Source organism: Arthrobacter sp. QXT-31 (genome assembly GCF_001969265.1).
Classification (GTDB): Bacteria; Actinomycetota; Actinomycetes; order Actinomycetales; family Micrococcaceae; genus Arthrobacter.
In genome coordinates this window covers 151,225-172,000 of the sequence record NZ_CP019304.1, presented here as the reverse complement: position 1 = coordinate 172,000, position 20,776 = coordinate 151,225, and the positions used below count along the sequence as shown (strand labels likewise).

At 65.9% G+C, this 20,776-nt stretch carries 18 protein-coding genes, 1 pseudogene and 1 riboswitch; of the genes and pseudogenes, 6 read left to right on the top strand and 13 right to left on the bottom strand.

The features are described 5' to 3' along the window. Nucleotides 1-224: 224 nt before the first annotated feature. The 6 genes and pseudogenes from BWQ92_RS00875 to BWQ92_RS00850 form a co-directional block, all read right to left on the bottom strand. On the bottom strand, nucleotides 225-509 hold the full coding sequence (locus tag BWQ92_RS00875; protein WP_076797820.1) for a hypothetical protein: 285 nt from the start codon (nucleotides 507-509) through the stop codon (nucleotides 225-227). Nucleotides 510-822: 313 nt separating this feature from the next. After that, nucleotides 823-2,790 carry a PKD domain-containing protein gene (locus BWQ92_RS00870; RefSeq protein ID WP_157365068.1) on the bottom strand — a complete coding sequence of 656 codons (1,968 nt, stop codon included), beginning with the start codon at nucleotides 2,788-2,790 and terminating at the stop codon, nucleotides 823-825. Nucleotides 2,791-3,714: 924 nt separating this feature from the next. After that, nucleotides 3,715-6,063 carry a multicopper oxidase domain-containing protein gene (locus BWQ92_RS00865; protein WP_076797818.1) on the bottom strand — a complete coding sequence of 783 codons (2,349 nt, stop codon included), beginning with the start codon at nucleotides 6,061-6,063 and terminating at the stop codon, nucleotides 3,715-3,717. A 475-nt stretch (nucleotides 6,064-6,538) separates the two neighbouring features. Further along, nucleotides 6,539-6,702 (bottom strand): annotated as a pseudogene (locus tag BWQ92_RS24095) (recombinase family protein); the annotation flags it as partial. A 419-nt stretch (nucleotides 6,703-7,121) separates the two neighbouring features. Next, nucleotides 7,122-7,991: a S1C family serine protease gene (locus BWQ92_RS00855; protein ID WP_083706180.1), complete on the bottom strand. Its 870-nt coding sequence runs from the start codon at nucleotides 7,989-7,991 to the stop codon at nucleotides 7,122-7,124. Nucleotides 7,992-8,396: 405 nt separating this feature from the next. Then, the gene (locus BWQ92_RS00850) at nucleotides 8,397-8,837 is read right to left on the bottom strand and encodes a PucR family transcriptional regulator (RefSeq protein WP_236783067.1); all 441 of its coding nucleotides are present in this window, start codon (nucleotides 8,835-8,837) and stop codon (nucleotides 8,397-8,399) included. A gap of 108 nt (nucleotides 8,838-8,945) precedes the next feature. Between BWQ92_RS00850 and BWQ92_RS00845 the strand changes: the two genes are divergently transcribed. Beyond that, nucleotides 8,946-9,188, top strand: a complete 243-nt coding sequence (locus BWQ92_RS00845) for a nucleotide exchange factor GrpE (protein ID WP_236783066.1) — start codon at nucleotides 8,946-8,948, stop codon at nucleotides 9,186-9,188. An 89-nt stretch (nucleotides 9,189-9,277) separates the two neighbouring features. Here BWQ92_RS00845 and BWQ92_RS00840 read toward each other — a convergent pair whose 3' ends face one another. Beyond that, nucleotides 9,278-9,949, bottom strand: coding sequence for a metal-dependent transcriptional regulator (locus BWQ92_RS00840; RefSeq protein ID WP_076797817.1), 672 nt, complete (start codon nucleotides 9,947-9,949; stop codon nucleotides 9,278-9,280). Between the two features lie 103 nt (nucleotides 9,950-10,052). Here BWQ92_RS00840 and BWQ92_RS00835 point away from each other — a divergent pair, with 103 nt between their 5' ends. Continuing rightward, nucleotides 10,053-11,147, top strand: coding sequence for a multicopper oxidase domain-containing protein (locus tag BWQ92_RS00835; protein WP_236783065.1), 1,095 nt, complete (start codon nucleotides 10,053-10,055; stop codon nucleotides 11,145-11,147). Then, nucleotides 11,144-12,373: a ZIP family metal transporter gene (locus tag BWQ92_RS00830; protein ID WP_076797815.1), complete on the top strand. Its 1,230-nt coding sequence runs from the start codon at nucleotides 11,144-11,146 to the stop codon at nucleotides 12,371-12,373. The genes BWQ92_RS00835 and BWQ92_RS00830 overlap by 4 nt, the downstream gene beginning before the upstream one ends. A gap of 117 nt (nucleotides 12,374-12,490) precedes the next feature. Here BWQ92_RS00830 and BWQ92_RS00825 read toward each other — a convergent pair whose 3' ends face one another. From BWQ92_RS00825 to BWQ92_RS00815, 3 genes are all read right to left on the bottom strand, one after another. After that, nucleotides 12,491-13,015, bottom strand: coding sequence for a cation diffusion facilitator family transporter (locus BWQ92_RS00825; protein ID WP_236783064.1), 525 nt, complete (start codon nucleotides 13,013-13,015; stop codon nucleotides 12,491-12,493). 286 nt (nucleotides 13,016-13,301) lie between these two features. After that, on the bottom strand, nucleotides 13,302-13,466 hold the full coding sequence (locus BWQ92_RS24535) for an ArsR/SmtB family transcription factor (RefSeq protein ID WP_335633088.1): 165 nt from the start codon (nucleotides 13,464-13,466) through the stop codon (nucleotides 13,302-13,304). Nucleotides 13,467-13,586: 120 nt separating this feature from the next. Continuing rightward, the gene (locus BWQ92_RS00815) at nucleotides 13,587-15,524 is read right to left on the bottom strand and encodes a cytochrome c oxidase assembly protein (RefSeq protein WP_172804231.1); all 1,938 of its coding nucleotides are present in this window, start codon (nucleotides 15,522-15,524) and stop codon (nucleotides 13,587-13,589) included. Nucleotides 15,525-16,017: 493 nt separating this feature from the next. Here BWQ92_RS00815 and BWQ92_RS23085 point away from each other — a divergent pair, with 493 nt between their 5' ends. From BWQ92_RS23085 to BWQ92_RS00800, 3 genes are all read left to right on the top strand, one after another. Beyond that, nucleotides 16,018-16,392 (top strand): hypothetical protein, encoded by a 375-nt coding sequence (locus BWQ92_RS23085; protein ID WP_076797813.1) that lies wholly within the window; start codon nucleotides 16,018-16,020, stop codon nucleotides 16,390-16,392. 236 nt (nucleotides 16,393-16,628) lie between these two features. Further along, a riboswitch (cyclic di-AMP (ydaO/yuaA leader) is annotated at nucleotides 16,629-16,835 on the top strand. 4 nt (nucleotides 16,836-16,839) lie between these two features. Further along, nucleotides 16,840-17,634 carry an NlpC/P60 family protein gene (locus tag BWQ92_RS00805; RefSeq protein WP_076797812.1) on the top strand — a complete coding sequence of 265 codons (795 nt, stop codon included), beginning with the start codon at nucleotides 16,840-16,842 and terminating at the stop codon, nucleotides 17,632-17,634. A gap of 153 nt (nucleotides 17,635-17,787) precedes the next feature. Continuing rightward, complete coding sequence (locus BWQ92_RS00800) at nucleotides 17,788-18,231, top strand: hypothetical protein (protein WP_236783063.1); 444 nt, start codon at nucleotides 17,788-17,790, stop codon at nucleotides 18,229-18,231. A gap of 70 nt (nucleotides 18,232-18,301) precedes the next feature. Here BWQ92_RS00800 and BWQ92_RS00795 read toward each other — a convergent pair whose 3' ends face one another. The 3 genes from BWQ92_RS00795 to BWQ92_RS00785 all read right to left on the bottom strand — a co-directional run bounded on the left by BWQ92_RS00795 (nucleotide 18,302) and on the right by BWQ92_RS00785 (nucleotide 20,646). Continuing rightward, complete coding sequence (locus BWQ92_RS00795; protein ID WP_076797810.1) at nucleotides 18,302-18,919, bottom strand: copper resistance CopC family protein; 618 nt, start codon at nucleotides 18,917-18,919, stop codon at nucleotides 18,302-18,304. Between the two features lie 99 nt (nucleotides 18,920-19,018). Then, nucleotides 19,019-19,726, bottom strand: coding sequence for a DsbA family protein (locus BWQ92_RS00790; RefSeq protein ID WP_076797809.1), 708 nt, complete (start codon nucleotides 19,724-19,726; stop codon nucleotides 19,019-19,021). Beyond that, nucleotides 19,726-20,646 (bottom strand): cation diffusion facilitator family transporter, encoded by a 921-nt coding sequence (locus tag BWQ92_RS00785; RefSeq protein WP_076797808.1) that lies wholly within the window; start codon nucleotides 20,644-20,646, stop codon nucleotides 19,726-19,728. The genes BWQ92_RS00790 and BWQ92_RS00785 overlap by 1 nt, the downstream gene beginning before the upstream one ends. Nucleotides 20,647-20,776 lie beyond the last annotated feature (130 nt).

The window sequence follows — 20,776 nt, the reverse complement described above, 5'->3', positions numbered from 1 at the left end:
AAGCAGCGCCAATACCAAGGAACCGTTTCCGGGTCCATGCGCTCAGGCCGGGCCGGTTATGAGTGCCCGTGACCAGGCACGTGCTGCCGGCCCGCGCGGAGACGGCCCCTGCCGCCCATGCCGCGCGGCCGTTGCCGCCCCGGGTCCACGGGCAGGCGGCAGGGGAAGTTGTGAACGCGCGGCTCCCGACTTCTTCCGCAGTGCCGGCTTGGTTTCGCCTGATCTCATTCTTCCCGCCCGTCCTGGGTCTGAACGTCCAGGAGATGGGCCAGCAGGGCCTGCTCCGGGTGTCCGCGGTGCGCTGCCAACTGCCCGAGCAGGCGGGCGCTGGTGGCCGGGTCCAGGGTCTCGTCGGTGAGGACTTCGTGGATCAGCCGCAGAACCTGCCGCCGAAGAATCCCGCCCCGGGCGGGCAGGCACGGCGGGGCGTGGCGGCAGGGCTTGCCGGCCACCGGCGGTGCGTCATGCCAGGGGCAGTCGGGGGCCGGATGCGGCTCCGGGGGCATCATCTGGTCCGTCCTTTCAAGTAGCGGCGCTTTCCTTGACTCGCTCAGGCCGGCCCCATGTTCCGATGCTCCGGCCATCCCCGCAAGATCAGGCACTTCCTGTCCTAGCTTGTCCTTCTACAGTAGATGGCTTGATCAGGAAGACCTGGGGCTCTGCACATCAAGCCACCCGTATTGCGGGGACCAATCGCACAGTGGGGGCCCGTGGGTGGGGACTCAAAGCGCCGGCGCGTCCCGGCCTTCCTCGCTCAATGGTTCCCGGTCACGGGTCGGGGTCCTGGCCGCTGGGCGGACAGGACCCCGACGTTGTGGAGTGTTAGCGCGTGGCTACCGCGCCGGTGGCGGTGCCGCCGCGGCTGGACTGGACCAGGACGCTGGTGATCTGCCGGTTCGGTCCGGGCTTGACCCGGTAGGACCAGGCGCCGAGGGTGTCGACCTGTGCCGTGCCGATCTTGGTCACCGCCCGGCCCGGGGTGGTGTCGTAGATGACCACGGTCGTGGCCGGAATCAGCACTGCCGTGTTGCCTGCCAGCGTGGAGGTGCCGGTGATGCGCAGTTCGGTTCCGAGCCGGTGGCGGGACCCGACCGTCGTAAGCGTGTCAGTCTGGACGGCGAGCTGGACGGTTGCCGGGGCGCTACCGACACCATTCTTATCCGTGACGATCAGCTCGATCTTGATCGGGTCGTTGGACTTGGCTGTCAGGGGTGCCGTGTCCGTGCTCCTGGCGTAGTACGGGACGGTGATGGTGGGTTTCGCTGTGGTGTTACCGGTGATGGTGACAGCTGGGCCGCTGACCTGGGTCCACTTGTAGTTGGCGGCGCCGGTGGAAGCGCTGCCGTCCAGCTGGACCGTTCCGCCGCGGGTGACCGTGGCCGATGCGGCGGTGGCGACCGCCGTCGTCGGCTGCGTTTCGCCGGCGACCGGTCCGCTGCCGGTGTCCACCACGGGGCCGGGATCCGGGGCCGGCGTAACAGGATCCAGCCCGACGGGGCTTGCCGCGCCGCCGGCGACCGTCACTGGCAGGGACGCCGACCCGCCTGCAGCGGTTTTCACCGTGACGGTAGCCGGCGGAGCCTTCACCGCGAACGTCTTCTCGGACGGCGCTCCGGCAGCTGGTTCCTCCAAGGTTCCCAGACCGGTTACCGTCAGCGGGTAGCCCACAGTCGAGAGCGCACCGACGGTCAGATTCGTTCCGTCGAAGACAGCCTTGGTGATCATCACGCCGCTGGGCTTGCTGACGCTGATCTGGCTGCTGCTGGCGGGCTTGTCACCGATATTGGTGACCTTGACCGACGTCGGCGCTGTGCCGGTGAACTGGACCCGGGCGTAATACCGGCCTGTGTCAGGATCACTGAGCATAGGCGTGGTCTCGAAGGCCCCCGCCTGCCCGTCGACCTGGAGCTGGGCGCCATTGCCGCTGCTGGCGAACACGTCGATCATGGTGCCGTTCAGGACCGCGCTGTCGGTATTGACGCCCTGGTTGGTTGAGATTTTGCCCATCACCGTGAACTGGTCGGTTTCCAGTGACAGGCCGCCGCCGTTGACGGAGAACTTGTTGTAGTTGAACGGGCTTCCGGTGACGGTGTGATCCTGTGCCGGGTCCCCGAGGTACCCCTCGGGGGCGGCGGGTGCGGTGGCCGGGTCCCATTTCAAAAACGGGCCGATGTTGCTCTTTAAAGCGGTGGTGAAGTTGCCCGCGGCAGGCGAGATGTCTTCGACGAGCCTGCCCCGGCCGGCGGCGTCGGTGTCGATCGTGACGGTGCCGTAGGGGTGCTTGAACGTCAGGGTCGTGTTGGCCGGCGCGTCCCTGACGTCGATGCGCTGCCGGCCGAACACCACCTGGTCACCTTCGATGACGGAATTGGCGAACGCTGCCTCCAGACCGAGGACCAGGACGGCGCGTCCGCCGCCGGGGAGGGTCAGTTGGGAGCCGGCGAGCATGTAGAACGCCTCTTCCGGGAAGTTGTCCGGGAACGATATGGGGGCGGTCTCGTCGGGGATGTCACCGGGCAGGAAACCGCAGAGCGGGTTCTCGGCGTCCAGGCAGAGCTCGAGGCGGGTTTTGTTGCTGTCCTCGTACCAGGACGGGAAACCGTACTCGGTGTTAACGGGGCCGACGGCCGTCAGCTTTCCCGGGTTTTTTAGTGTCACCTGAGTTGCGGCCAGCGAGGCGCCCGCGCCGGTGGCGGTGAGCAGGACGGCGGCCACGGCGGCGATGCCCCGGCGCGTGGCCCTTCGCGGCCTCCGGCGCTGTGCTGACAAATTTGGTGGGTTGGGTTTCATTCTTGTCTCCTCCGAAGGATGTCGATGGAATCCAATGTGTACGGCGGTGCTTGGGAAACACTTGGGTTCCCGCTTGGAAAACCTTGTGGTGACGCCTCAGTTTCAGCCCATGGCGTGTTGATCGGTGCCAGCGCCTGGCAGTCTGTGCCGCCAGGCTGGTCGTGGGGTGATGGCGTCAGGAGGCAGCGGAAGCCGCCCCCGGGCGCGGGCACCACGGCGGAGTGGGAAGGGTGAAGGGGTGGTTACCGGGCCAGGCACCGCATTTTCCTGCGGTGCCTGGCCCGGCCGGTTCTGAGCCTCAGCGGAGGTCATCAGTCACTACCAGGTTCAGAACGATCCCAGTGTTTGTCTCCGACCTTGGGAAAGCCCATCCGACATTGGGGCCATGAGGTGGCCCCACCCTCAAAGGGGCGCCTCACCGGCATTGGTCGTGCAGCTCTACGCCATTCGGGGGTGTTCCTGCCGGGAAGACCCGCTGTGGCTGCAACTTTTCGTCCCGAACAGGAACGCACTGGGAGCTAGGAAAACGCTATGGGGAGGCCATGGCGCCAGTTTGGTCAGAACCTACCTGGGTCACGGCATCCGGCCGGAAAGGCATGAACGCTCACCGAACGCGAATCAACCAACTTACACACCGCAGGTCGCCCCGTGTGCCAGTATGCGTTCGCGACGGCGCAGAGGAGGGCTGACAAGAACGGAAGAGACCTCCCGAGCCGCCGTTCCGAGTCAACTCCACGGAATACACCGGCGAAGAAGTATCTCTTCTTGATGCCCGCATGGTGCGAACACGATCGCGCGTGGGTGGCTGACCACAGGACTGGCATGCCCGGACGCCTGACTGCGCTGCGGCGAGCTCCTCGGGCGCCGATGTCCAGCACTTGATCGCTCGAATTGAGGAGCGCCCCCTGGAGCAGCCGGCAGGGCTCAGGCTGCCGTGACGGTGACCGTCCGGGTGGCGAGGACCTTCGAGGTGATCCAGTGCAGGAATTGAATAGTGATGGTGTAGTTTCCGGGTGCGGGCGGGCGCAGCAGGAAGTCGAACTTCTCCGCGGCGCCGGACTTGATGATGTCAGTCAGGAGCGGCTGCCCGGCCGCCGTGGGCTGAACCGCCGGTCCCGCGGGGTTGGGTGTGGTCCAGAACGGCCGGCCGTCGTGACCGATTAGTTCGGCGATCCTCGCCGGCCTGCCCGCCGCGTCCGTGATCTTCGTGAGCGTGGGAAAGTAGTCCACGTTCACCATCCGCACCAGGGTCGGGTACTTGCCGGCGCGCGCCACGTTAGCCTTCATCTGCGAGATGGCCCAGACCCGGTCTCCCTTCGGCCTGCTGGCGATCGCGCCGCCCAGGACGAAGAAGTGTTTAGGCTCGAAGCGGTTCAGGCCCGCATTCTCGCCGGAGAGCCCCGCAGCATGGTTGAGGTCATGCCAGCGCGGATCGATGGAGTAGGGCGCGAGCAGGGTTTCCGTGGCGATGTCATACAGGGGACCGTCCGCCGAATGACGACGGGTTCCTGCCGGCGTGGGTGCTGCGGGGTTGGCGGGGGGATCAATGATGACCGCCCCGAACATGCCGTACTGGACGTGCAGGGGCGTGTTGACATGGCAGTGGTAGAAGTACGTTCCGGCCGAGCCACGGTTGGGGTTGCCGCGTTCGGCAACATCGGGCCGCCACTGGTATGTGTACTCCCCGGAGACCTCGAACGAGGTGTGGCCCACGCCGTCGTTGCGCGGATCCGGCTCGATACCGTGCCAGTGGATCGTGTGCACGCTCTTGCTGGGCTTAACCGTGCCATGGAAGAGCTGCCCCTCCGTCAGCCGCAGCGTCGAGCCCGGCAACTGACGCCCCAAGTCTCCAATCTCGAAGCTCCATACCTCGTGGCGCGAGCCATCCGGAAATGCGAGCTCCCGGTTGAAGAAGTCGAACTCGACGGACACATCCGGTTTCAGCTTAAACTCCGTCTCGGGGCTGCCCTCCTGGGGCTGGTCGGATGCGAAGTCGACCTGGCTGCGGAACGTATGGTGCGCGTCGTCCTCGACGGTTCCTGGCAGCCCCGTCTCAGGGACGGGCTGGTCGGCCAGCACCCAGTCGGACAGGAGGCCGCCCGGATAGAGCCCGCCGTGTGCGGTTTGGGAGAGCTCGGCATGGCAGTGCATGGGGTATGTCCAGTCCTCGGTTCTCCCGTTCCAGACCTCATCGATGACCTCAGGCGGCCGCCGGACCGGGAGGATCGATTCCTTGCGCTCCAGCGGCTGCAGCTGGACTGTGTCTTCCCATTGCTGCAGGATGACATCGCCCTGAGGTGAGACCCTGCCGTTGGTCCGCGGGAAGTCGATGCCGTTGGCGCGCACCGTCCACACGTGGTTGCCGTGGTAGTGCAGCTGGTGGTCTACGATCCCGGCGTTCACCATTCTCATCAGCTGTCCGGAGCGGATTGACCCGGCCGAGGGGGAGGCGCTGAAGTTCCGGACGTCGGTTTCGCGGGGGTGGCCGGAAGGCAGGGTGTCTTCCTTCCGCCGGTGGTTGAACGCCTCGTCCTGGGTGATGGCCAGGGACTGGAATCCGGAAAAGCCGTTGAGCGTGAAGTAGTCCGGCACCGCAGGGGTGCTCAAAGGGTTAACCGTCTGTCCTTTCGACGCGATGCGGGCCCAGTTGGAATCAACGTCGTGGCACAGCCACAGCCACTGGCGCTCGAACTCGGCTTTACCGGCAGCCAGCCGCCACGCATTGGCGGGATCGATCACCACCAGCCCCCCGTACAGGCCAAGCGTCCTCTCCACCGGCTGGTTGCCCGGATCAGTGAACAGATAGGTCCCGGGCGCCGGCGCCCGGAATGACAGCAGCTTGGTCTTTCCCGGTGCGACAGGCCCGGAGCCGACGTCAGCACCGCCCGCTCCGGCGCGGTGGAACCGGATCTCATGGGGCTGGGAGAGGTTGTTGTGCACCATGATCTGGATGGTGCTCCCCGTTTCGGCGATCAGCGTCCGGTCCGGGAAATAGCTTGCCCAGTAGCCGCGCCGGGCAAGGAACTGCCGCGGATTTGCAGGGTCCGAACGCAAGGGTGCCGGCCTACCCAACGGCGGTACCGGGGCGCCCAGGGGGTAAGTGCGGCTGGCCATAACCAGGCCATTCGCCCTGATGACCCGCGGGCTCATTGCCAGCGCCGGCTTGGGATCGTTCACGGCCGTGCGGCGGTCCCCGAAACCCCGATGATAGACCAGCGATCCGTCCACCATCGGCACGAAGCCATCATTAATGTGAATGTCCAAAATGGCCATCGCCGACCTCCAGTATGTGGGGACCGACTTAAAATGGAATGCAGGTCCTGCCGCCCCCAGTTACGCCTACAGACAGCACTGATGGTCGTCGCCGCAGCCTAGAGAAAACCTGCGGCGCGATCATTCGAGGCCCACCTGACATAGGGGGACAATGCCGCGACTCAGTGTCGGACCGAACGCAGACCCCCGTAATATTCCTCGAGCTAGCCGGCGGGCCAAAGGAACGGATTCCCTGGGTCCACGAATCCTTCGAACACGGCTCGCGGCCGGCTTCAAAATTGTCTTCGCGCAATGGCCGAAGACGGAGACGCCGGTAACTCCTCAGGCGAAATCGCTGCCAGGCTGGGTCGCGGGCGCTGCGAGCTTTGGCCCTATCAGGGCAAGCCTGATCGCGAAGGGGCTCGTGTATGCTCCCGAACACGGCGCCTTGGCGGACCCGCCGCATCCTGACCATGCCCAGCACCTAGGATGGGTGGCCGACACGGGCAAAGCCCAGCAGCTCCGTGAGCTGAGGCCTGGCGGTGTCCTGCAGGAAGCCCTGTCCGCGAAAACCCGGTCCAGAACCTGACCGTCGAGCTGGCGTCTCTCGTTCTGGTCCAGCGTGCTCACGCTAACGTACCCAATCCTTTGACCAGCCACCGCCGCCTCAAGCCCTCTCTATATGTGGGATTGAGTTCTAGGGCCTTCCCAGACGAACGTCAGGAGGTACAGGTCTTGGGTGTCAGGTTGGGTGTACTACAACCGGTTCCGGCGGCACCGCGTTTCCTTAACCAGCCAGTGAGCCGAGTCCGACCTATCCGGCGGAGCCCTGGGTGTCGGGCAGCCGCGCAAAAGGATCAGGGGCGCTTCTTTTGGAGTAGTCGAACGCACGTTCGAGCACGGAAACACCGGGCCAGACGACAACCAAAATGCCGAACAGAACAGCCGCAATGCCCCGGATAACCAGCGCAGTCCTGATCCCTTAAACAATTGTTGTGGCAGTGTTTCAGACATAGCCAGACCTCTGGTTCTGGAATTGGTTCGCTCGTAACTTGCCGGCCGGGGCCTTCGGACAGGGTCTATCCTTTTGCAGTGCTCCCCAGCGTGACTTTCGCTGACTTTGTTTCTTGCCCGCGCTGGTACCCGACGTCGGACTGCTGCCCCGGGTCCCTCTTGCGGACAGCGGCCAGGAGGTCGGTCACACTGGCGATCTTCTGCCCGTCGAACTGGGTGATGATGTCTCCGGGCTCCAGTCCCGCTTTGGCTGCCGGTCCGCCCTGGGCGACTTCGATGACCAGCGCGCCCGACGTCGCGGGGAGACCAAAGCGGCTTGCGACCTCAGGAGAGATGTCGGTCGGAACAACCCCAAGGACCGCGTGCGTGGCCACCCCGCTCTTCAGTATCTGGTCCGCTACATCGATCACGGTCGCCGCGGGAGTTACGAACCCGATCGAGACGGCGCCCGAGCTGGGCGGCAGATAGGCTTCTGAGAGCCCGATGACCTCCGAGTTGCTGTTGACCACGGCTCCACCGGAATTGCCCGGGGAGATGGGCGCGTCCGTCTGGATGAGGTCGATTAGCCCCTGCGGTGCTCCCTCTGACGGTGGCATATTGCGGTGAAGTGCGGAAACGATGCCCGCCGTGACGGTCTGCTCCAGCCCCAGCGGACTGCCAATAACAACCGCCAGCTGTCCAACTTCGGGAAGCGCCGTCGAGAACTTGGCGGCCGGAAGGTTGCCCCGGTCAGCCTTCACCACCGCCACATCGGTTGGGTCGTCAACTCCGACGACGGTGGCCTGAGCCTGAGATCCGTCCGCGAAGCGGATCCGGACGCTCTTGAACGGCTTCTTTTGCTGGTCCTCCACCACGTGGGCGACAGTGACAATGGTGCCGTCGCTGCGGTAGACCACTCCGCTGCCGACGCCGCCCGATGTCTGGATCGTGACCACAGAGGGTTCGACCTCTCTGACTATCCCAGGAACGGCTGAAAGGTCCCCTGTGGAATTGGAACCCTCAGCGCTGGCGGACTGTGATGCCGGAGCCGGAGCCGGAGGCGACCCCGTGCACGCCGATCCCAATATGAGTAACCCCGAGCCGAGAATTGCGGTCCACGCCCTCCTGCGTCCTGGAGACGGGCGCGAGGGCTTGCCCTCGGCGGCTGTCGGTCTGCTCATACTCATCGGATCCCCGCTGCCTTCTCTGGCTGTCTACGGCAACATATTTCAGTTTGAGTCTCCTCCGCCGCCGTTGCGCCGGCATGGCCCCGGGACGCCTAAAAACCGCCCGTACGTGCATCCCGCAGGTCCAAGCGCAGGCAGCTGGTGGGCGCTACCGCTTGAACTTGATCTGATCCGTCAGCGCTGCCGCGCTGATCGCAGGCGCCAGGCGCGCGTGGCAACGTGCAGGTTGAGGCGGGTCTCGGGATCAGCAAGGTCAAAACCGGTGATCTGCCGGATGGATTTGAGCCGGTATCGCAACGTGCTCCGGTGAATGGCAAGGCTGTCGGCCGTGCTGTCGTAGTTGCCGCCGTGATCCAGATACTGCGCCAAGGTGCGCACCAGATCGGATCCCCGGCGGGCGTCGTTACTCTGCAGCGCACCTAACCACCCCTCGACGTAGCCGGAGAGGTCAGTTTCGCTGCCGGGCATGTCCAGGATGCGGTAGATCCCCAGCTGGTCGTAGCGGGTGCACCCGTAGGGGTCGATGGAATGTACCCGGATCTGCAGCGCACGCAGGGCCTCCGCGTAAGAGCGTGGGAGCTGGGTGACATCGTGGCTCGGACCTCCAATGGCCAAAATGGGAGATCTGTGGCGGCGCGCACTCGCTGATGCAGACAACGGTCGAAAGCGCGCCGTCCGGGACGCACAGCTAAGGGCAGAGGAGCGCGCAAAGGTCTCTTTGGCGTGGCTCACGCCCCGGCTGCCGGGGACCCGCTCGTCGATGGCGTAGCCACTATCCGATCCCAGGCCATCGATACGCTGTCCCGCCTTGGCTACCGGCGGATCGACGCCGACAACGTCCCCTTCGACCCGCGGATTCATGAGGTGGTCAGTGTGTCGGAAACGGACGAGGCTCCCCCAGGAACGGTGCTGACGGTACTACGCCCGGGCTACGGCGGCACGGATACCATTACAGGCTCCGGATGAGGGGGCAGCGGCTGCTTGAACGTTCAGAAGAGTAACTGTCCCACAGCCGTGACAACCCCGCGCAGGGCCGGACGTGTTTCTTACCTGGTCTAACCGCCGGGGATGACCCAGATGGCCTCTGCGGCTGAGGGACCCAAATCGACGTCGCGGTCCGGGAGCCGGATGGTTGTGACGTCGGCATACGGCCGGTGTGCCAGAACGGTGAGGCGGGTATCCGGTACCAGGCCGAGTTCGGTGAAGTAGCGCAACACCTGTGGGTCGGCATCGGAAATCCGGGTGACGGTGACAGCCCGTCCCGGGATCACCGATGACAGGGGGGTCCCTTCCGGGGTGTGCGGCTGCCCGGTCGCCGAAGGGATAGGGTCCCCATGCGGGTCCCTGGTGGGGTGGCCGAGCTTTTCATCGATGCGCCTGATGAGCCTGTCCGATACGGCGTGCTCAAGGATTTCCGCCTCGTCGTGCACCTCGTCCCAGCCATAACCGACGACCTGGACGAGGAATGTTTCCAGGAGCCGGTGCCGGCGCACCATCTGCACGGCGTGGTCCCGCCCGGCGGCCGTGAGTTCGATGCTTCCGTACGGCGCGTGGGTGACCAGGCCCTGCTTCGCCAGCCGCCTGATTCCGTCGGACACCGTGGAGGGCTTCACCCCCATGCGCTCCGCCATCGCACTGATGGTGATGGGGGACTCCGACCACTCCGTGGCGGACCAGATCATCTTCAGATAGTCCTGGGCGGAGGCGCTGAGTTCGGAGACGGTCATACTTTGATCCTACCAACAGAACATGAATGTTAGACTTGTCTAACACGAGTGTTCGATCATTGGAGATCTTGTGGACGGCCAGCCGAGAACCCATGGAAAGTCGGTGCCCAGCCGGCGGAGCATGCTCTCCGGCGCCGCTGCCTTTGCCGCTGCGCCCCTCACAGGGTGGACGCTGCTGGGCGCCAAGGAACCCGACACGTCTTCGGGCCATGGAGGACACGGTGCCGGGCAGTCCCCTGCCAGTGGCGCTGCGGTCACCGTCCCTGACCCGGCATCGGGCACGGGCCCTGCCGGCATGACCAATCACGCCGGGCATGCAGGCTTCGCCGGCGGTTCAGTTCTGCCTGACCGGGCGGGGATTGACCCCACGGCGATCCTGTATGACTTTGACCGGGGCAGGACCAGTAAATTGCCCGATGGCAGGACGCTGCGGGAATGGGACATCGTCGCGGTGGACAAGGAGTTCGAGATCGCCCCCGGTGTGACGTTCCCGGGCTGGAGCTACAACGGCCGGATCCCCGGGCCGACCCTGTGGGCGCGGGAAGGCGATGCGCTCCGGATCCACTTCACCAATGCCGGGGCGCACCCGCACACGATCCACTTCCACGGGATCCACCGGGCCACCATGGACGGAACCCCCGGCATCGGCGCCGGCTCCATCGCCCCGGGGCAGAGCTTCACCTACGAATTCGACGCCACCCCGTTCGGCACCCACCTGTACCACTGCCACCAGTCACCGCTGGCCCCGCACATCGCCAAAGGCCTCTACGGCGCCTTCATCATCGAACCCAAGAAGGGCCGCCCGAAGGCCGACAACGAAATGGTCATGGTGATGAACGGCTACAACACCGACGGCGGGGACGACAACGAGTTCTACTCCGTCAACGGACTGCCCTTCCACTTCATGGACTTCCCCGTCCAGGTCAAGCAGAACGAACTGGTCCGGATCCACCTGATCAACGTCCTCGAGTACGACCCCATCAACTCGTTCCACATCCACGGGAACTTCTTCCACTACTACCCGACCGGAACGATGCTGACCCCCAGCGAATACACCGACACCATCTCCCAGGTCCAGGGCCAGCGCGGCATCCTCGAGCTGCGCTTCCCCTACCCGGGCAAATACATGTTCCACGCCCACAAGACCGAATTCGCCGAACTGGGCTGGATGGGCTTCTTCGAGGTGAGCGCAGCATGACAACAACCAAGACCGTGAAAACCAACCAAACGGCGGACGGGCCGGGGCCCAGGCGGCAGAAACCGCGCTGGTTGCTCGGGCTCGGACCGCTGGTGCTGATCGCCGTCCTGCTGGGCCTGTTCTCCCTCCTGAACGGACCCGGTCTTTCGCGCCTCGGCCAGGGCGTTCCGCCCAAGGAGGACGTGGCGGTCGAGGACATCCGCCTGACCCCGGGACAGATCGTGCTCACGGTCCGCAACCAGGGGCCGGACCCGGTGGCCATCGCGCAGGTCAACGTCTCGGACTACTACGCAGCCTTCACCCAGACCGATGACGTGATTGCCCCGATGGAGGCCAGCACCATCACCGTCAGCTACCACTGGGTGGACGGGGACCCCTATGACATCGCCCTGGTCACCTCGGTAGGCGGCAAAATCAATGCCTCCATCGACGCTGCGGCTCTGAGCCCTGAGCGGAGCATATCCTTCTTCGGACTCATGGCCTTGCTCGGCATCTACGTGGGTGTCATCCCGGTCGCGATGGGCATGCTCTGGATGCCATTCGTGCGGCGTTCATCGGCCGCCTGGGTCCGGGCCCTGCTGGGCCTCACCGTCGGCCTGCTGGCCTTCCTGACCTTCGACGCCACGCTCGAAGCGTTCAGCCTCGTCGCCGGCAACAGTTCCTTCGGCGGCCCGCTCGTCGTCATCCTTGGGGCCCTCATCGCGTACCTGGTCCTGGAGGCCACCGACGGTTGGATGCGCCGGCACGGCATCGTTACCGGACAGCCCGCGGCGCTGTCCCCGGGCCGTCTGGCGCTGCTGATCGCGATCGGCATCGGGCTGCACAACCTCGGGGAGGGTCTGGCCATCGGCTCGGCCTATGCCGTCGGATCCCTGGCCCTCGGCGCGTCCCTGATTGTCGGGTTCGCCATCCACAACACCACCGAAGGCCTCGCCATCGTCACGCCCCTGGCCCACGAAAAGCCCGGCCTGGCGCGCCTGGCGATGCTGGGGCTCATCGCCGGGGCACCGGCCATACTCGGAACCCTGATCGGTGCCACCGTCTACCAGCCCACCCTCGCCGCATTCCTCCTCGGCCTCGGCGCCGGAGCCGTCGGCCAAGTCGCCATCAAGCTGCTTCCGATGCTCAGGGACGGCACCGGCCGGACCCTCACGCCCTTGACCGTCACCGGAATCCTCCTGGGCCTCACCATCATGTTCGCCACCGGGCTGCTCGTCCTGGCCTAACCCAGGCCGTCCCGCTCCTCACCGCTGCCGGGTGTGCCGACCATTAGCAGCGGAGAGCATCAACGACGCAGTCAGGGTGACACAGCAACGGTGCGGCCCAGCCCTCATCGAGCTGGCCTAGTCGTCGTCGGCGGCGACTTCCACAAGCTCGCCTTCCCAAGCTTCCTTTCCCTCCCAGATGGCGAAGCCGGCAATGACGAAACCGGCCACGGGATCCAGCCAAGCAGCGCCGATGAGCATGTACAGGGCCACGCCCAGCAGTGTGGAGATGCTGAGCAGGACGCAGATCTTCGTTTCGGCCGCGTCGGCAAGGATCAGATTGTCCCGCAGCCGGGCTCCCACGCGTTTTTTCATGGCGGCGAGAAAAGGCATCACGATCAGGGACAGCACGAGGATGCCGATGCTGACGGGGGAGCTCTCGGGCGCTTCCCCGTCAATCAGGCTCCTAATACCTTCATAGGTGATGTAGGCGGCAAGGATGAAGAAGGTGATGGCGACGAGTTTGAGGGTGACGCGTTCCTTGCGTTCGTCTAAGTGGCCGTGCCGGAGCCGGGCAGCGAGCCGGATGCCGACGAGAACCGCGGAGATGGATTCGATGACTGAGTCGATGCCGAAGCCGATGACGGAGACCAGCCCGGCCAAGATGCCGGCGTCACCGCCACGATGCCTTCGACGACGTTATAGACGACCGTGAACCGGGCCAACCGCAGGCCTTTCCGGGTGAGGCGCTCGGTTTCCTCGGGGGAGAGCGTGCCGGTAGCCTCCATTATTTTCCCTCGGTGGATGGCCCGTAGTTGGGGCATAGCGCCACCTTGTAGCCGGTTGCTGCCAGCAGGGTTTCCACCGCCGCCAGGGCGTCCAGCAGTTCCGGCCGGCTAAGGGCGTAGAACGTCTGCCGTCCCTCATGCCTGTCCTCGACCAGCCCACATTAACGCAGACACGACACATGGGCCGAGACCGTTGACTGGGCGAGCGAGAGCTGAACAACGCGGTCCGCAGCGCGCTGCTCCCCGCCGGCCAGACGCTGGAGGATCGCCAACCGTGCCGGGTCGGCGAGGGAACGGAACAGGGCAACGGCCAGGCCGACACCCACTTAACCCTCTATCATCGACTTACTCCGATATTATCCAAAGCCGTCGATCATTCGGAAGCGGCCGGGAAGCTGCACCTGACCGAGCGCTGGCCTGTACAAAGCAAACTCGGGGCGGGACCGTTACTTCCTGGTCAGGGGACGGGACGTGGTGGGGGTGGGACTGTCCGTGGTGGCGGGGGTGAGTTTGCCGGGTCCGGGTGAGCGGTCTGAATCTGGCCCAGGCGGTTCTGTCTTGGCGGGTGCTGCTCTGGGGTGTGCAGGGCGCAGGGCGGTGACCGTTCCGATGATGCCCAAGGTGACTCCCGCTATAAGCCAGGTGGTGATGGCTGCCGGGCTTTCCCAGGGGGAGGCGATCGCTTGTATGCCCGCTGCGGGGTCTCCTGCCACGCCCATGGCAAGTTCCGTTCCGCCTGCCCGCCAGCCGTAGACTGCCAAAAGAATTGCAGCGGCAGCCAGCGACAGGCTGACGGGCTGCCCCGCGCCCTTGCCGTCCCGTGTCCGCAGCATTGCCGACGTGAACAGGCATCCTGACAGCAGCGCCAGGACAGCTGCTGCCGTGTAGGCGAGCTGATTGGCTGCGGACCATTGCAGCAGGGGCGAAGAGTAGAAGGCGATCAGTGTCGCTGCCAGCAGGAAAGCGGCAATCACAGGGTCCGAGAGATGGGCCATGACCGGTCGCTGGGCTGTTCTGCGGAGGACTTCCTTGGCGCCGGCGCTGCCGTCGGTTCTGGTGCGGATCGTGAGGCGCGCCAAGGTCAGTGGTGCTGCCGGGACGAGCAGCAGCGGCACGACGGCGGTCAGCATCATCTGGGTCAGAATCTGAGAGCTGAACGAGGACCCCTGGTAGATACGAAGGCCGCCGTTGGTGATCATGAAGAGGGCAACGAGGCCGGCCAGCCATGAAACTGTTCGGTACAGCGGCCACGGCCTGCCGTTTGCCCTCAGCCGTCGGATTCCCGAGAGGTAGAAAAAGGCGCCGAAACCGCAAACCAGCAGCCAGACGGGGTCCGGGGACCACCGCGAAAGGTAGTCCCATGCACCGACGGGGTCCGGCGGTGAAGCGCTGCTTGCGCGTGAAGCGGTGGGCGGTGCTGTGCGGGCCAGCGCTGCGGCCATGCCGGAGGCAGCGCCCATGACGGCCAGTTCGCTCACGGCCAGCGCCAGGAAATTCCTTCGCGCTTGTGGATCCCTGCCCAGACGTTTCAGCACCCGCTGCCGGTGGAGTGCCCCGCACAGGCCCAGGACGAGAAGTGCTGCCGTCTTCGCCGCGACGATGCCGCCGTAGGCGCTGATCATGTCCCCAGGGGTGCTGATCTGGGCCCCTGCGGCCAGAACGCCTGAAGCGGTCAGGCTGATGAAACATGCCAGTGCCAGCGTGGAATACCGCCTGGCCGCTGTTGCCAGCCGCGCTCCGGGAAGCAGGGGTCGCAGTACCACCAAGGCTACGAGGCCGCCAACCCATACCGCAGCCGCCCAGGAGTGCAGGACAACCCCGGCCGTACTGTCAGCATGGCCGGAACCGCCGGCGGCATGGGACTTCAGCACCAGCGGCACCAGGCCCGACAACGCCAGAAGCAATGCCATTGCAGCGCCGCCTGGGCTGCTTAGCCGAAAACAGCACCAGGCCACGGTGCCGGCAAGGGCCGCGCTGACCATCCCCGCACGGCCGGCATCGATGCCGGTCAGGAACGATATGAAGGAGGCGTCAAATCCGGTCGAAACCGGGCGGTTGGCAATGAACAGGAAGTTGGCGCCGGTGTAGGCCAAAGTACTGGCCGCCCAGATGACAGCAGCCCACCCGGCAAGCCGCAGCGCAGCCTTGTGGGCCGGTTCCCTTGGCGGCAGGGCGAAGGCGGCCAGCGCAAGGGGACCGGCCGTGCAGGCGGCCGCGAGATTCAACACAAACTTGGTCGTGGGCAGGCCCCAACGCACCACCGGTCCACTGAGGTCCACGATGCCCGGACCGCCTGCCCCGCTGTACCTGTACACCAGCACGAGGGCCAGCAGCCCGGAGGCGAGCAGTGCCGCGGCTGCGCCCAGCCGCATCGCGGTCCTCATTCCAACTCCCATCCCAGCACCACGGTTGCCACGGGTGCCCGAAAGCGGAACCGGCTGGTGCTGATCCAAGACTGAGGGCAGCGCCTTGGGAAATTCCTGAAGACAGGGTTCCCCCCGCGCTAAAGAATTCTCCAAGGTCGCACCGGCACGGTAGAGGAGCAAACTGGCCATCAGAGGGGGCATTGTGAGCGTCGATAGGGGCCTGCCTGCACCTCAGGGCAGGGAAGAGTGGCTGGATACGGCCGGCGTCGAATCCCGTCACGTTTCCGTGACGACGGCCCGGACGTCCCGGTCCACGCGGCCTGAGGCCCGGTCTCTTCTCCTGGCTGCCGTTCTGTGCGCTGCCGTTGTCAGTGGCGGCGGACACGTGCCCACCATTACAGAGGTGCTGGCCTGTGGATGTCTGGTTTTGCTGGTACTGACGAACCGGGCGCAGTCTTCCAGGCAGCACAGTTTCCCGTTGTGGGCAGCGGCTGCTGCAGCATGGATCGCGGTGAGCATCGTGTACTGGGTAAGCGTCCGCGCTCATGATTCCGGGGTTACTGCGCCCGCCTCGTTTTCGACTGTCTTGTTCTACGTGGGCTTCATCGCCCTGCTTGGCCTCACCACGGCAACCCTCTTTCCGGAAGTGCCGGGAAGGCAGTGGCTCGCGCCCGTATGCGCCGGCGTGTGGGCAGCCTTCACCATCATGTTCTGGCTGAGCATTCTCACCGCCAGATCCCCATCGCTGTCGGAGTTCTCCGGTGGCCTGTTCGGTCTCGGCGTTGTGGCGTTCCTTGGATCGGCAGCGCATTTCGGACTCGCACGGGAGGGGCGTCGGCGACGGAACGGGCGCGCCGCGGCCGCCGAAACGGGTTCTCAGGCATAGGTTTCTCCCACGTGCGGGGGCATGGGCCGCGGGACCGGCGCGCGGCTCAGGTCAGGACGAAAAGGGTCTCGGGCGTCTGTAAGGGGGCCGCCTGCTGCGGGCGGGTACAGGCCGGGGGAGGGAGTTCCCGGCACGTCCACAGATGGTGGAGGCTCTAGCCGTTACTTCAATGTGACATTCGCAGGCTATACACGCTAGGGTGTATCGCGTGCCTGTTCTCTCCGATACCGGCACTCCCGCGCAGATTGCCTAACTCTGCCGCTGCCCGGGATCCGTTCGCATACATCGTCCGGCAGAGACGGGGAAACCATTTGCGGCCTGTTCGCTGAGCAGGCCTTGGGGTGAAGCCGCGCGCCAGCCCGCACTTGTGCGGGGTGTCCGTGTGGCCGGGTGTCTCCCATCCGAATCCGACAGCTAACCCCGCAGGCTCTGGGAGAGGCCTTTGTCATGTCTTCACGTAAAGCTGTCGCGCGGCATCGCGCGATCACCCCGCGCGGGAACCGCCTCGGGGCCATCGCATCAGCTGTCTCGACCAACGCGGGCACCGCTGGACGCCAGGCGGCTGTGATCGCCGCGGCGTCAGGCCTCGTGCTGACCAGCGGCATCGCCGCCAACGCTGCGGCCGCCCCGGCCCAGCCCGAAGCGGTACCGGCCGCGGCTCCGGAAGCTGCCGGTCCTGTGTCCGCGGCTGTGAGCGCCGGCTCGAATGTCCGGATTTCCTTTGAACGCCCGGCTGTCAGCTCCTCGCCCGCTCCCGTGGTTGAGCAGGCCCCGGCGGCTGCGACGGCGGTGCAGCCCCAGGCAGCTGCGGTTGAGGCCCCCGCGGCACCTGTCCAGCCCTCGGCTGCGGTCAAGGCGCCTGCACAGCCTGTGGTGTCCGTGCAGCCCGCACCGGCTCCCGCCCCTGCCCCCGCGGCCGGGGGCATCAACGCGGCGATGGTGTCTGCTGCTTACGCCCAGCTGGGTATCACCCAGGACTGCACGGCCATGGTCGAGAAGGCGTTGGGAGCCGCAGGCATCCCGGTGGGTGACCTTGCCCCGATGCAGTTTATGAACTACGGCAGTGTTGTCAGCACCCCTCAGCCGGGTGACATGGTCGTCCAGCCCGGACACGTAGGAATCTACGTCGGCGGCGGGAAGGTCCTCAGCGGCGGAATGAACGGTGTCAACGAGACGATTGTTCATCCGTTGTCCTGGCTGACGGCGACCGGTCCGGTCACGTTCGTCCGCCCCGGAGCGTAGAGCGCCGAGACTTGAGGGCCGGTGAGCCGCTGCCTTGGGGGCAGCGGCTCACCGGCCCTCTTCTGTTCTGGCCCAGGCTGCGGGCCGGCTCATCTGTTCCGTTCCGCCTTTCGGAACGGCCCCCTAGCCCCTCACGGGACGTAAGGACAAGAAATGCCAGTTGAATCCCCAAGCCGCCAGCAGTCGCACCCGGCAGGGCCGCGCGCGGTAGCGCGGATGCCGCTGGGTGCCCGCCGCCTGGTCCTCATCGGCGGGCTCGTCATCCCGGTGGGGCTTATCGGGGGGGCATACCTGTTGGGCCTACAGCTGCTGGCCGCGGCCGGCGTCGTCCTGATCGCGGTGGCCTTCTCGTACCGGACGCCCGGGCCTTGGTTTTCCAAACTGTCCTGGGCGGCCTCGGTGGCCGGCACCTTGTGGATTGTATTTTCCGTCGGATACTGGTGGTCGCTGATCACGGCAGCCGATGCGTCGGCCCCGCTGCCCTGGTTCAACCCCGTGCTGTTCAATGCCGGCGTGGCCAGTTTCATTGCAACGGCCTGCGCGTCAATCGGGGGCGTGGTTCTGCGAACAGTCCGGGGACGTCGGCACCAGGCCTGAGGCTCGATCACTGCCCGGCACTGACGGACGCGGCTGGGTCCCTGGTCCAGGGAAACCGGCCGTGTCCGGGTCAGGCGCCGCCGTTCCGGTGCCGCCGGCGGAAGAACCAGGTTGCGCCGATGGCGAGAGCCAGAACCGCCCCGGCGATGGCCAGTGTCAGCGGGGCGTTGCGGTTATCCGGCCCCGGCACACGTTCAGGGGTGGTGCCCCCCGCAGCGGGGGCGGTCGTCACCGCGGAGGCAGATGGCACCGCCGGAACCGTCTGCGGTGTGGCAACGGAGGCGGCAGGCGTCTTCACCGTGAAGGAAAACGTTCCTTCGATCGGGTGCCCGTCGGAGGATACGGCCCGCCACTGTACGGTGTGCTTCCCCGGGCTTCCGGGGCCGACACCGGTGGACAGGGTTGGCCCGTTGACGGTAACTTTCCCGTCGCTGATCGTTTTTCCGGTGCCGTCCTGGACCGTGATGATGCTGAGGTTCAGGCTTTCCGTATTAATCGGTGGTTCCGACAGTGTCAGGGACACGGTGGCGGGTGGGACGGCGACTGAAGAGTCCTGCTCCGGGTCCGTCGATGACAGGTTGTCGTGTGCCATGGCCGGAGCGGCCACAAGGGCGGCGGGCAGCAGCACTGCTGCTGCAGCGGCCATCCGGAAAAACGCCTGGAAACGTGGACGGCTGTGCTGTTTCATCGGTTTTGGTCCTCCATTGGTGCTGGTGGCCGAGGAGTCCTGGCTGTCCGTTCGCCCGGCGTCCATCCGGCACTGGTACGGGGGCAGCCGGGGTATCGGCTATTTGGCGGCGTCCTCGAGCAGCTGGCGGAACTGCTCTTCGGTGTCCAGGGTGAGCTTTTTGCCGTTGAGGAAGAACGTCGGGGTGCCGGTGACGCCGAGGGCTTTGCCGTCGGCGATGTCTTTGCGGATCCGGTCCTTGGTGGCCTCGGCCGCGACGGTGGCGTCGTATTTGGCCATGTCCAGTCCGAGGTCCTGGGCGTAGGTGCGGAACAGTGCGGCCTGGGAGTCCTGCTTTTCGCCCCACTGCGGCTGGGTGTCGAACATCCTGGTGTACATCTGCTGGTATTTGCCCTGCTGGGCGGCGGCTTCCACGGCGAGGGCGGCGGTGCCGGAGTTGCGGTGCGAGGGGATGGGGAAGTAGCGGTTGACGAAGGTGATCCGGTCCCCGTATTCCTTCTTCAGCTTCTCCACCAGGGGCGCGGCGGCGCGGCAGGACTCGCATTCGAAGTCCAGGAACTCCACGAGCTGGGCTTTCTCGGTAGTCGGGGTGGTGACGCGGTGGCTGTCCTCCCGGACGAGCTGGGCGTCGGCTGCAGGCGCCGCGGGAGTAGGGGCGGGCTTGGCGCCGCTAACCAGGGCGTAGCCGATCACCCCGGCGACGACGATGAACGCCAGCAGGGTCCACAACACGGCCCGGACTTTCTTGGCGGTGTCGGCGGGTTTGGTGGCGGGAGGTTTCGGGGCTGTTGGTGGTGCGGGTGTCATTAGTGGGGCATGCTTTCCTGGTCGCGGTGGGCGGCGGGTTCGATCTGGAAGGTGGAGTGTTCGACGCTGACATCGAAGTCTTCAGCGACGCAGCGCTGCAGGTCGGCCAGGATTCCGGCTGCGTGGCCGTCCCGCATGCACATGTCCTTGACGGTGACGTGGGCGGAGAGGACCGGGGTGCCGGAGGCGACGAGGGAGGCGTGCAGGTCGTGGACGTCGATGACGTGCGGCAGGGCCAGGATGTGCTCGCGGACCTTGGCCAGATCCAGGCCGCGGGGGACGTTTTCCATTAGCACATCGGTGGTGTCGCGGAGCAGTTTCAGGGTGCGGGGAATGATGAGCGCGCCGATCAGCAGGGAGACGACGGCGTCGGCCCGGGTCCAGCCGGTGAGGGCGATGATGACCGCGGCGGCGATGACAGCGACCGAGCCGAGGGCATCGTTAAGGACCTCGAGGAAGGCGGCCTTCATGTTGAAGTTGTGATGCCGGCCCGAAGCGAGCACGAGCAGGCCGATGGCGTTGCCGGCCAGGCCGATGATGCCGAACCACAGCATTGTGGATCCGCCGACTTCCGGGGGTTCGAAAAGGCGGCGGATGCCTTCGACGATGACGAAACCGCCCACGCCCAGCAGCAGGGCCGCCTGCCCGGCGGCGGCGACGATCTCGGCCCGTTTGTACCCCCAGGTGCGTTTCAGTGTGGCGGGTTTCAGCGCGAGCGATGCGGCGATCAGCGCGATCAGCAGCCCGGCGGAGTCGGTGAACATGTGCCCGGCGTCCGCCAGCAGCGCCAGGCTGCCGGTGAGCACCGAGCCGATGATTTCGGCGACCATCACCGCGAACGTGATCGCGAAGACGATGATCAGTTTGCCGCGCTGGCCGGCAGCGTCGGCGGTGCCGTGGGAGTGGTCGTGTCCGCTCATGGGCGCGCCTCCAGGGAGTGGTTTGCAGTACGTGGATGGGTCCGGGTCACGTGGTTGGGCCTCTGCCGCTTCGGGGCCGGAACGGCCGGTCCGCTGCCGCCTGCAGGGGCGCGGGCCGGAACGTGCAGTC

Bases quoted from the DNA above. Each gene is read 5' to 3' on its own strand.
- BWQ92_RS00875 (WP_076797820.1), bottom strand. From the start codon at position 509: ATGATGCCCCCGGAGCCGCATCCGGCCCCCGACTGCCCCTGGCATGAC.
- BWQ92_RS00870 (WP_157365068.1), bottom strand. From the start codon at position 2,790: ATGAAACCCAACCCACCAAATTTGTCAGCACAGCGCCGGAGGCCGCGA.
- BWQ92_RS00865 (WP_076797818.1), bottom strand. From the start codon at position 6,063: ATGGCCATTTTGGACATTCACATTAATGATGGCTTCGTGCCGATGGTG.
- BWQ92_RS00840 (WP_076797817.1), bottom strand. From the start codon at position 9,949: ATGACCGTCTCCGAACTCAGCGCCTCCGCCCAGGACTATCTGAAGATG.
- BWQ92_RS00830 (WP_076797815.1), top strand. From the start codon at position 11,144: ATGACAACAACCAAGACCGTGAAAACCAACCAAACGGCGGACGGGCCG.
- BWQ92_RS00815 (WP_172804231.1), bottom strand. From the start codon at position 15,524: ATGAGGACCGCGATGCGGCTGGGCGCAGCCGCGGCACTGCTCGCCTCC.
- BWQ92_RS00805 (WP_076797812.1), top strand. From the start codon at position 16,840: ATGTCTTCACGTAAAGCTGTCGCGCGGCATCGCGCGATCACCCCGCGC.
- BWQ92_RS00800 (WP_236783063.1), top strand. From the start codon at position 17,788: ATGCCAGTTGAATCCCCAAGCCGCCAGCAGTCGCACCCGGCAGGGCCG.
- BWQ92_RS00795 (WP_076797810.1), bottom strand. From the start codon at position 18,919: ATGAAACAGCACAGCCGTCCACGTTTCCAGGCGTTTTTCCGGATGGCC.
- BWQ92_RS00790 (WP_076797809.1), bottom strand. From the start codon at position 19,726: ATGACACCCGCACCACCAACAGCCCCGAAACCTCCCGCCACCAAACCC.
- BWQ92_RS00785 (WP_076797808.1), bottom strand. From the start codon at position 20,646: ATGAGCGGACACGACCACTCCCACGGCACCGCCGACGCTGCCGGCCAG.